Consider the following 9,295-nt stretch of genomic DNA (forward strand, 5'->3'; position numbering starts at 1 on the left):
GAAACTGGCGGGAATTCGTGACCGAATTCCCGCCAGTTTCGTACCCACAACGCGATCGGTGGGGGTCAGCGGCCGTGCCAGTGCGACCTGGGCAGGTCGATGCGGACGAGGTGGCCGTCGGGAGGTCCGTCCTCACCGGGCAGCACGTTCGTCGTGGCCAGCAGGTCGCCGTGGTTCCACTCCAGCGCGCCCGGCAGGGCGGTCTCGACGACGGTGCGGTTGCCCCAGCGGGTCAGCTGCGTGATCTTGCCGCCGAAGAGCTCGGAGACGTAGACGTCCCCGCGCGGCGACACGGCGAGGTTCGTGGAGCCGAGGAAGCCGCCCCCGATCTTCCGCGCCGAGCCCGTCCACGGGTTCACCCGGTAGGCCGCGCCACGCGCCCCGAGGCTGGCGTCCTCCGGGCCGCCCGGGAGCGTCGTCACGTACAGCTGGCCCCACGGGCCGACCTCGACGTCCGTCGGCACGGGCTCGAACCAGTACGTCTCACCGACGACGCAGTCCGGCAGGCCGAACATCTCCGCCGCGTCGGCCGTGACCACGGCAGGCTGCGCGGGCAGGACCGCCACGGTCCGCACGCGGCCCCGGTCGCTCACCGACAGGATCGCGTTCATGCCCGCGTCGGCGACGAACGTGGTGCCCCACCCACGCGTGGTGGCGTACGGGTGGGAGTCCTGGATGCCTTCGTACCGGACGGGGATGCCGTCCGGCGGCGCCTGGTCCAGGCAGGCCTGGTCGACGTCGCGGAACCCGTAGGTGACGTCGCCGTCCGGGTTGTTCGCGTTCTCGTACGCCCGGACGTCGGCGAGGGTGCGGGCCGGCCCGGCCGGGTTGCCCCAGCGGTCGAGCCGCAGCGTCTTGATGCTGGACGCCACCGGTCCTGTCTCTTCGTCGATGAGGGTCTCGGTGAAGGTGAGCGTGCGGTCCCGGTGCCGGTCCCGGAAGGAGACCCCGCCCACCTCCTCGCCGTTCGCCGACGCATACAGGACCGAGGTGTCGCCGTGCCGGTCCACCTCGGTGAGCAGGCCGGCGAAGTTCTGCGTGACGTACGAGGTGCCCCTCGCGCCGACCGCGGCGCTCAGGGGGCTGACGAGGCCGGTGGCCACGTCCGTGACGGTCGGTGGTCTCGGGGAGGGTTTGCCGCCGTGGGCGGCGGCGGGGCTCGCGGCGAGCAGCAGCGCCGTCGCTGCTGCAGCCACCGCGGTGGTCGCGCGTCTCATGGGTGCTCCAGTGTGCCGAGCGGGGAGGCGGGTCGTCCGGGGGACGACGTGGCGCACGCCGCGGACGGCGGTGCCGTGCGGTCAGCGCCTGCCGACCGGAGGTCTGCGCTCGGCGAGCACGTCACGCTCGGCGGTGAGCACAGCACTCCCCACCCTGCACCCGACCCGCGGGCGGTCGCCACACGCAGGCCAGGTCGCAGCGGGTGAGAAAATCGGGATGGATGCCCAGGTCAGCGGCCTGCGATGGTCGTCGCGGGCGACCGTCAGCGGGCCGCCAGGTCCACCCAGACGAGCCGGTGGTCGCTCGAGGGGAACGGGTAGACGCCGGTGAGCCGCGACAGCGGGTCGGCCTGGACCGGCCAGAACACCCCCGCGTCGCGGACCCGCAGGTTCTTCGAGGGCAGCACGTAGTCGGCCCGCAGGTTGCCGGGCGTCGTGTCCGCGAAATCGGCCGTGTCGAGGGCCGGGTCCCCCTGGTGCGTCGCGTTGGCGCCACCCTGGAGCGCCGCCGCCTCGACCGCGCCGGCGGAGGTCGGCCGCGGGTCGGTGATGCGCGGGTGGTCGAGGAGCTGGTCGACCGCGGCGTCCACCGAGTCCCCGTCGAGCGGGTCGGCGTTCTGGTCGCCGAGGATCACGAAGCGCTCGCCCGGCCGGAGGCCGCCGTGCCCGCCGCGGTCGTCGTAGATGTACTGCGAGGCACGGCCGGGGGTGACGTAGTCGGCCCAGAAGCGGATCTCGTCGTGGTTGCGCCGGCCGTTGCGGTCCTCCGGGCCGTCGAACGTGGGCGGGGTGGGGTGCGCGGCCAGCACGTGCACGGTGCGCTTCCCGACGCGCACGGGCACGTCCCAGTGCGACTTGCTGGACAGCCGGACGACGTCGAGCTCCTCCGGCGAGTACCAGTCGGCCGGCTCGGCGGTGGCCGGGTCGTCGGGCAGGAGGGCTCCCGGCATGTCCTTCCACGGGAAGTGCTGGAACGTGCGCACCTGCCTCGTGTCGATCGGGTACTTCGACAGCACGACCATGCCGTACTGCCCCTCGAACTCGCCGAAGCCGAACGCGTCGTTGCCGCCGCCCACCGTGCCCGAGTTGTCGAGGTCGAAGCCGCTCGGGACGCCCGTGTTCGACGGCGCGGTGTACGCGTAGCGGTAGCGCACCGGAGCCGCACCCTGCTGGGACACCTCGAGGTAGTGCTCGCGGAAGAGGTCCACGCTCGCGTGCGCGGCGTCGTAGTCGAACTCGTTGAGCAGCACGACGTCCGGGTTCGCGCGCTGGATCACCTCCGCCACCGTGCGGGCCTGCGCGTCGTCGCCGGTGGACAGGTCCGACCGCAGCTCGCCCTCCGTCGCACGGTTGAGCGACAGGTTGTAGGTCGCGACGCGGAGCGTGTCGCGCTGCGCATGCCCGCCGTGCGGCTTGCCGTGGGCGCCTGCGGCGAGCGGGGTGACGGCCAGGCTCGCCCCGACGGCGAGCGCGGCCGCGGCGGCGACGAACGGGTGACGGAGGGCACCACGACGAGGGGTCATGTCGCCACGGTAGGGAGCGGAGAGCTCGCGGGGAAGAGGCTCGCGGGGACCTGTGGATGAACGTTCGGTGCCCGCGTCCTGCTCGTGTCGGGGGCAAGGAGCAGGGTGGGCTCATGACGCAGCACACCTACCCGCACGGTGTCCCGAGCTGGATCGACCTGGAGGTCGCCGACGTCGACGCGGCGCTCGCGTTCTACGGCGCGCTGTTCGGCTGGTCCTTCACCGAGAAGCTGCCGCCCGGCGCCCCGGGCCGCTACGTGGTGGCGTCGCTCGACGGCACGGACGCGACCGCCGTCGCGGCGTTCGCGACGCCCGACCCCGCGGTCGCCGCGGACGCTGCTCCGGCGTGGAACACCTACCTCGCGGTGGACGACGCCGAGGCGGCCGCGCAGCAGGTCGCGGCGCTGGGCGGGCAGGTCGTGACGCCGCCCGAGGCGGTCGGTCCGCCCGGCGCCGTGGCGGGCACGATGGTCCGCTTCCTCGACCCCCAGGGCGCGCTGGGCAGGCTGTGGCAGGCGGGGACCCGGCTCGGCGCCCAGGTGGTGAACGCGCCGGGCACGTGGAACTTCAGCAACCTCGTGACGCCCGACCCGGAGCGCGCGCTCGCGTTCTACGGGCCGTTGCTCGGCTGGGAGCACGACCCGGCGCTCGCGGCCGGGATGGTGCGCGTGCCCGGCTACGGCGACCACCTCGCCGCGACCTCGGACCCGGACATCTACGAGCGTCAGGCCGGCTTCACCCCGCCGGGGTTCGCCGACGCCGTCGCCGGCGTGGAGCGCACGGACGGGGCCGCACGCTGGTCGATCGCCTTCGCCGTCGCCGACCGGGACGCGGCGGCCGACGCCGCGACGGACGCCGGCGGCACCGTGGTGTCGACCGAGGTCAACGAGTGGGTGCGGGCGGCCACGGTGCGTGACCCGTTCGGTGCGGAACTGGTGCTGTCGCAGTTCGCGCCGCAGCACGCCGGCTGACCCGGGGCTGCCGGGTCAGGGACGCCGCGCCTGCACCCACAGCACGGGCGTGTCCATGAACGTGGCGCGCGCCGCCTCGCGGGCGTCGACGAGACCGGCGTCGGTCAGCAGCCGCTGGATGCCGCCGTCGGCGTTGTCCTCGCGGTGCTGGTTCACGCCGATCTCACGGCGCCGGTGGCCTCCGTGGTCGTGACCGTCGCCGTGCGGGTGGCCGTGCCCACTGCCGTGGCCGTGCCCGCCGGGGGCGTCGAGGTCGGCGACCGTGACGAGCCCGCCCGGTCGCAGGACCCGCACGAGCTCAGCGGCGAACCGGCGCTTCTCGTCGAGCGGGACGTGGTGCAGCGCGAGCGACGAGACGACGTGGTCCACGCTGCCGTCCGCGGCGGGCAGCCGGTCAGCGAAGCCGCGCACGAGGGTCAGGGAGCCCCGGCGCCCGACCCGACGCCGGCGCGCCTTGCGAGCCGCCCGGCTCAGTGCGGAGCCGTCCGGGTCGACGCCGGTGACGTGGGCGTCCGGCACCTCCTTCAGCACGGTGAGGGCGAGGTTGCCCGTGCCGCAGCCGACGTCGAGCACGTGCTGCCCCGGCGTGACGCCGGCCAGCTCGACCGTCCGGCGGTGGAGGCGGCCGGCCCGGCGCCACCAGCTCTGCACGTCGTACCAGGGCATCTTCCACGCGCTGCTCATGCCCGGCAGGTACGCGCGGTCCGCCTCGTCCGGTCGGACGTCGTCGAACAGGCGGACGCCGCGCTCGGGCGCTTCCTCAGGATGCGGGGTCACGGCCCCACGCTAGCCGCCGTGGCCCGCCCGAGGGCGGGCGAGCTGGTGAGGTGCTCGCGCCGAGGACGTTCTCTTTTTTCGTGGTCCCCGCTCCGCGGGATCGACGCGCGCTCGGCGGTCACCGCTCCGCCCCCGCTGGTTCTTCCTGCTGAGCCGCACTGACGCGCGTCGAGCGGTCGAGATTCCTGCCCGGCCGAGGCTGCACGAAAAGACAACGTCGCCGGGGTGCCGGAGCGGGGTCGCTCGCGGCGCAGCGGAGGTCTGACACCACCTCGTGGCAACTGATGACACCAAACCTCTTGCGGTGACACCACAGTGGTGTCATAGTGGAGCCATGGACCTGACCCGATACGTCGACCAGCTGCAGCAGCAGCTGGCGACCGCAGCCGCGGCGGGCGGTGACGAGGCGCGAGACCTCGCCGGCCGTCTGACCGCCCCGCTCGACGCCGCAGCCCGGCTGGTGCTGCTCGAGGCACTGTCCGACGCGGCGGGAGAGATCTCCGCCGAGCTGGCCCCCGGCTCGGTGGACATCCGGCTTCGCGGCGGCTCGCCCGAGTTCGTCGTCTCGGCGCCCACCGCGCCCGCGCCGGCGTCTGCGCCCGGCCCCACCCTGGCGGCGACCGGGCCCGGATTCTCGGTGAGCGTCGACCTCGAGGGCGGCGCCACCACCCGCACCACCCTGCGGCTGCCCGACCACCTCAAGACACAGGTCGAGGTCGCCGCCGCCAGCGACGGCGTGTCCGTGAACACGTGGCTCGTGCGAGCGGTCGCCGCCGCGCTCGAGCAGTCCACCGGACGCCCGGCCGCGCAGGCCCGTCCGCAGCAGCGCGGCTCCGGCCGCGTCACCGGCTGGGTCCGCTGACCGCCGCACCACCTCGCACCTCCTCGCACCACCTCGCGCGACCCCGCCCCGCCGCCCCTCCTGACCCTGCCTGACACCACACCGACACCACTGTTGGAGCCCCGTCATGCCCACTTTCCCCGCCCCCCACCCCGTCCCCGTCCTCGTGGACGTCCCCTTCGCCAACGTGCACGTCGTCGCCGGCGAGCGCGACGACGTCGTCGTCACCGTGCTGCCCACGAACAGCAAGCCCGGCAGCGTGCGCGCCGCCGAACAGGTCCGCGTGGACCGCGACGGCGAGTCGGTGTCCATCACCTACCCCGGGTCGTGGAAGCAGTACGTGCTCCCCTTCACGTCCGGTACCGCCGACATCACGGTCGAGCTCCCCACGGGCTCCGTGGTGCGCGGCAAGGCCGGCTCGCTCTACGCCGAGGGCGTCCTCGACGCCGTCGACATGACGCTGTCCGCCGGGAACGCCCGCGTCGACGACGTCGAGCGGCTCGACCTCAAGGTCGCCGCCGGGTCGGCCACCGCCGGCCGGGTCACGGGTTCGCTGGACGTCAAGGTCAGCGCCGGGTCCGTCTTCGTGGACGAGGTGACCGGCGACGGCGTGATCCGCGCGAGCAACGGCACCACCACCGTCGGTGCCGTCGTCGGCACCCTCGAGGTGCACGGCGCGCACGGCGACATCGCGGTGAGCCGGGTGCACGGCACCTTCACCGCGAAGTCCGCCCACGCCAGCATCCGGGTCGCCGCCCTCGAGTCGGGCGCCGTCACCCTCACGTCCTCCTTCGGCTCCATCGAGGTCGGGGTGCCCGAGGGCACCGCCGCCTACCTCGACGTCGCCTCGGAGAACGGCTCCGTCCGCAACCACCTGACCCCCACCGAGGGGCCGGTCGAGGACGAGGCCACCGCAGAGATCCACGCCAGCACCGGCTTCGGCGACGTCGTCGTCCGCCGGCCGTGAACGACGACATCGACACAGGAAACGGAGCACCGGACATGACCACCGATCTGACCGCCGACCCCGCCATCCAGGTGCGCGGCATCGAGAAGACCTTCGGCGACCTGCACGTGCTGCGCGGCGTCGACCTCGACGTGGCGCGAGGCAGCATCTTCGCCCTGCTCGGCTCGAACGGCGCCGGCAAGACCACGCTCGTGCGCATCCTGTCGACCCTGCTGAAGGCGGACGCGGGCACGGCCGTCGTGCACGGGTTCGACGTCGCGGCCAAGCCTGGGGACGTGCGCGAGTCGATCAGCCTCACCGGCCAGTTCGCCGCCGTCGACGAGGTGCTCACCGGGCGCGAGAACCTCGTCCTCGTCGCCCGGCTGCGCCACCTGTCCGACGCCGGAGCGATCGCCGACGACCTGCTCGCGCGTTTCTCCCTCACGGAGGCCGGTGCGCGCCGGGCCGGCACCTACTCGGGCGGCATGCGACGTCGGCTCGACATCGCGATGAGCCTCATCGGGGACCCGCCGATCATCTTCCTCGACGAGCCCACCACCGGGCTCGACCCCCAGGCGCGCATCGAGGTGTGGCAGACCGTCAAGCAGCTCGCGCAGGGCGGCACGACCGTGCTGCTCACGACGCAGTACCTCGACGAGGCCGAGCAGCTGGCGGACCGGATCGCGATCCTGCACCAGGGCACCATCATCCAGAACGGCACCCTCGCCGAGCTCAAGCAGCTCCTCCCGCCCGCCGAGGTCGAGTACGTCGAGAAGCAGCCGTCCCTCGAGGACGTGTTCCTCACCCTCGTGGGTGCGGGCCCCGCCGACCAGAGCAGCACCGGAAAGGAATCCTGATGACCACCGCCGTCCTCAGCGACACCCGCGTCCTCACCGGGCGGTCGCTGCGTCACATCCTGCGCAGCCCTGACACGATCATCACCACCGCGGTGACGCCGATCGCGCTCATGCTGCTGTTCGTCTACGTGTTCGGCGGGGCCATCGACACAGGCTCCAACGAGTCGTACATCAACTACATGCTGCCCGGCATCCTGCTCATCACGATCGCCTCCGGCGTGGCCTACACGTCCTACCGGCTGTTCCTCGACATGCAGGGCGGCATCGTGGACCGCTTCCAGTCCATGCCGATCGCGAGGTCGAGCGTGCTGTGGGCGCACGTGCTCACGTCGGTCGTGGCGAACGTGGTCTCCGTGGCGATCGTCGTCGCGGTCGCGCTGATCATGGGCTTCCGCACCGGCGCGTCCGTGGGGGCGTGGCTCGCCGTGGCCGGCATCCTCGTCCTGTTCACCCTCGCCCTGACGTGGCTCGCGGTCATCGCCGGGCTGTCGGCGAAGACGGTCGACGGAGCGAGCGCCTTCAGCTACCCGCTGATCTTCCTGCCGTTCATCAGCTCCGCGTTCGTACCCACGGACACGATGCCCGCCCCGGTCGCCTGGTTCGCCGAGCACCAGCCGGTGACGTCGATCGTCGACACCGTGCGGGCGCTCTTCGCGGAGCAGCCGGTGGGCACCGACATCTGGGTCGCCCTGGGCTGGCTCGTCGGCATCCTGCTCATCGCGTACGGCTTCGCGGTCGCCGTCTACCGCCGTCGGATCGGCTGAAGCGCACTCCGTGTCGTACGCAGCAGGGCCGCACCGGGTTCCCGGTGCGGCCCTGCACGTCGTCGTGCCGCTGGCTATGCCACGGTGACGACGTCCGTCGCGTCCTGAGCGGCGGCCGCGCGGCGTGCCCCCACCGCCTCCCGGCGGCGCGGGTCGCCGACGAACGAGGGGTAGCGCATGATGCCGGGCCGTCGCGCCTCCCAGGTCAGCCCCTGGACGGTGCTCCTGCAGACGAGTTCCTTGAGCCATGCACCGGCGCGAGCACCGAGCCGCCCGCCGAGGAACACGCGGACCGGGACGTCGTCCCGCCCGGCGAACTGGAACAGGCCCGCGCCCCGGCCCAGGCTCAGGCACTGGCCGAGGAAGCCGACCGCGACCGGCGCGGGCTCCGTGCCCGCGAGCCGGGAGAGCACGGTGTCCGCCGCCGCGCCCCCGAGCTGGCCCGCGGCCTGGCAGCTCATCCGGAACGGCAGGTCCGACGGCGCTGCGGCGTCGCCGGCGGCCACGATGCGGTCGTCGTCCACGCTCGTCAGGGTCTCGTCCGTGCGCAGACGCCCTGCCGCGTCGGTGCTCAGGCCGCTCCGGGCGGCCAGGTCGGGCACGGCGAAACCGGCCGTCCAGATCGTCACGACGCTGGGCAGGTCGCGGCCGTCCGCGAGCTGCACCGCGTCCCGCGTCACCGCGGTGACGACGGCGCCCGGCCCCTGGACGACCGCGACGCCGAGCCGTGCCAGCTGCGCCGCGACCGCCCGCCGGCCCTTCGGGTGCAGGTACGGGCCGAGCACGTCCCCCGCGACCAGCGTCACCGCACGCCCCTGCTCCGCGAGCTCCGACGCCGTCTCGATGCCGCTCGGCCCGGCGCCGACCACGGTCACGCGCGCGACCGGCCCGGCGGCGGCCAGGGCCGGCGCGAGCCGGTCTGCCTCCTCGAGGCTCGCGAGCGCGAACGCGTGCTCCGCGGCTCCCGGGACGGTCGGCGCCGCACTGGTGCTCCCGACCGCGTAGACCAGGTAGTCGTAGGAGAGCGTCGCGCCGCCGGCGAGCAGCAGTCGTCGCGAGGGGGCGTCCACGCGCTCCACGGTCGCGACCTCGAGCCGCACCCGGTCGGCCAGCACGGTGCGGTAGTCCACGACCGCGGTGTGCGTGCCGGCCACCCGCTGGTGCAGGCGGATCCGCTCGACGAACGTCGGGCGCGCGTTCACGAGCGTCACCGTCACGTCGTCGCGCCTCGTCAGGCGGTTCGCCGCCGTCACGCCGGCGTACCCGCCACCCACCACCACGATCTCGGTCCTGTGCGACATGTCGACTCCTCGTCGGTCGGTCTTCGTTGCTCACCGTGACGACGAGACGCCGGCCGGAGACGTGACGACGGCGCCCGGTCGCGGGTGCGACCGGGCGC

General features: G+C 73.5%; 9 protein-coding genes. 5 read left to right on the forward strand and 4 right to left on the reverse strand.

The window, feature by feature from the left end; genetic code table 11:
- Window positions 1-65: 65 nt before the first annotated feature.
- The gene (locus ACWGKI_RS19765) at window positions 66-1,217 is read right to left on the reverse strand and encodes a ScyD/ScyE family protein (protein WP_452189290.1); all 1,152 of its coding nucleotides are present in this window, start codon (window positions 1,215-1,217) and stop codon (window positions 66-68) included.
- Window positions 1,218-1,480: 263 nt separating this feature from the next.
- A complete protein-coding gene (locus tag ACWGKI_RS19770) occupies window positions 1,481-2,740 on the reverse strand; it encodes an endonuclease/exonuclease/phosphatase family protein (protein ID WP_452189292.1) in 1,260 nt (419 codons plus the stop codon).
- 113 nt (window positions 2,741-2,853) lie between these two features.
- On the opposite strand from ACWGKI_RS19770, the gene ACWGKI_RS19775 reads away from it, so the two are divergent.
- The gene (locus tag ACWGKI_RS19775) at window positions 2,854-3,711 is read left to right on the forward strand and encodes a VOC family protein (protein ID WP_452189294.1); all 858 of its coding nucleotides are present in this window, start codon (window positions 2,854-2,856) and stop codon (window positions 3,709-3,711) included.
- A gap of 15 nt (window positions 3,712-3,726) precedes the next feature.
- On the opposite strand, the gene ACWGKI_RS19780 is transcribed toward ACWGKI_RS19775, so the two are convergent.
- Window positions 3,727-4,488 (reverse strand): class I SAM-dependent methyltransferase, encoded by a 762-nt coding sequence (locus ACWGKI_RS19780; RefSeq protein WP_452189296.1) that lies wholly within the window; start codon window positions 4,486-4,488, stop codon window positions 3,727-3,729.
- Between the two features lie 334 nt (window positions 4,489-4,822).
- Here ACWGKI_RS19780 and ACWGKI_RS19785 point away from each other — a divergent pair, with 334 nt between their 5' ends.
- The 4 genes from ACWGKI_RS19785 (at window position 4,823) to ACWGKI_RS19800 (ending at window position 7,896) form a co-directional block, all read left to right on the forward strand.
- The gene (locus tag ACWGKI_RS19785) at window positions 4,823-5,350 is read left to right on the forward strand and encodes a histidine kinase (protein WP_452189298.1); all 528 of its coding nucleotides are present in this window, start codon (window positions 4,823-4,825) and stop codon (window positions 5,348-5,350) included.
- 106 nt (window positions 5,351-5,456) lie between these two features.
- Entirely contained in the window at window positions 5,457-6,296 is an 840-nt protein-coding gene (locus ACWGKI_RS19790) for a DUF4097 family beta strand repeat-containing protein (RefSeq protein ID WP_452189300.1), read from the forward strand.
- Between the two features lie 35 nt (window positions 6,297-6,331).
- A complete protein-coding gene (locus ACWGKI_RS19795) occupies window positions 6,332-7,132 on the forward strand; it encodes an ABC transporter ATP-binding protein (RefSeq protein ID WP_452189302.1) in 801 nt (266 codons plus the stop codon).
- Window positions 7,132-7,896, forward strand: coding sequence for an ABC transporter permease (locus tag ACWGKI_RS19800; RefSeq protein ID WP_452189304.1), 765 nt, complete (start codon window positions 7,132-7,134; stop codon window positions 7,894-7,896). Before ACWGKI_RS19795 ends, ACWGKI_RS19800 begins: the two co-directional genes overlap by 1 nt.
- Window positions 7,897-7,970: 74 nt before the next feature.
- Here the strand turns inward: ACWGKI_RS19800 and ACWGKI_RS19805 are convergent, their stop codons facing one another.
- Window positions 7,971-9,197 carry an NAD(P)/FAD-dependent oxidoreductase gene (locus ACWGKI_RS19805; protein ID WP_452189306.1) on the reverse strand — a complete coding sequence of 409 codons (1,227 nt, stop codon included), beginning with the start codon at window positions 9,195-9,197 and terminating at the stop codon, window positions 7,971-7,973.
- Window positions 9,198-9,295: the final 98 nt, after the last annotated feature.

The sequence above is a fragment of the Isoptericola sp. NPDC055881 genome (assembly GCF_053615895.1).

Excerpts from the sequence above, each read along its gene's own strand:
- ACWGKI_RS19765 (WP_452189290.1), bottom strand. The coding sequence starts at position 1,217 with ATGAGACGCGCGACCACCGCGGTGGCTGCAGCAGCGACGGCGCTGCTG.
- ACWGKI_RS19770 (WP_452189292.1), bottom strand. The coding sequence starts at position 2,740 with ATGACCCCTCGTCGTGGTGCCCTCCGTCACCCGTTCGTCGCCGCCGCG.
- ACWGKI_RS19775 (WP_452189294.1), top strand. The coding sequence starts at position 2,854 with ATGACGCAGCACACCTACCCGCACGGTGTCCCGAGCTGGATCGACCTG.
- ACWGKI_RS19785 (WP_452189298.1), top strand. The coding sequence starts at position 4,823 with ATGGACCTGACCCGATACGTCGACCAGCTGCAGCAGCAGCTGGCGACC.
- ACWGKI_RS19790 (WP_452189300.1), top strand. The coding sequence starts at position 5,457 with ATGCCCACTTTCCCCGCCCCCCACCCCGTCCCCGTCCTCGTGGACGTC.
- ACWGKI_RS19795 (WP_452189302.1), top strand. The coding sequence starts at position 6,332 with ATGACCACCGATCTGACCGCCGACCCCGCCATCCAGGTGCGCGGCATC.
- ACWGKI_RS19800 (WP_452189304.1), top strand. The coding sequence starts at position 7,132 with ATGACCACCGCCGTCCTCAGCGACACCCGCGTCCTCACCGGGCGGTCG.
- ACWGKI_RS19805 (WP_452189306.1), bottom strand. The coding sequence starts at position 9,197 with ATGTCGCACAGGACCGAGATCGTGGTGGTGGGTGGCGGGTACGCCGGC.